Origin of the sequence: Aeromicrobium phragmitis (assembly GCF_003674095.1) — a bacterium.
GTDB lineage: Bacteria > Actinomycetota > Actinomycetes > Propionibacteriales > Nocardioidaceae > Aeromicrobium > Aeromicrobium phragmitis.
Genome location: NZ_RDBF01000141.1, coordinates 1 through 391, shown reverse-complemented (window position 1 = coordinate 391; position 391 = coordinate 1). Strand labels below are relative to the sequence as shown.

Sequence of the window (391 nt, the reverse complement as noted above, 5' to 3'; positions counted from 1 at the left end):
TCCGCCGAGCGCTTCGGGAAGGACATGTCGAAGGTGCCGAGGCCCGAACTGCTCAGTTCGACCTCGCCGGAGCCATCCTGGATTCCACCGTCCCAGGCAGTGCGTGCGGTGCGTGTGGGCATGTCGCCTCCTCGTCGTCGGTCACGTACTGCCGACGCTAGTCGCCGACGGCGATGACACAACCCAAGAAGCGCCTCAGTTCCCCTCGTCCGTGCCCGGCTTCATGGCGAGGATCTGGATGAGATTGCCGCAGGTGTCGTCGAAGACCGCGATCCACGCGTTGCCGATGTCGGTCGGCGGCTGCGTGAAGACGACTCCGAGCCCGGTCAATCGTTCGTACTCCGCCTGTACGTCGTCGACCGCGAACTGGGCCAGCGGGATGCCGTCCTCC

1 protein-coding gene is annotated in these 391 nt (G+C 65.7%); it reads right to left on the bottom strand.

All coding sequences use genetic code 11. The features are described from left to right. Positions 1–195 precede the first annotated feature (195 nt). The coding region (locus D9V41_RS16660) for a VOC family protein (protein WP_208006925.1) at positions 196–391 on the bottom strand (196 nt) is incomplete at its 5' end.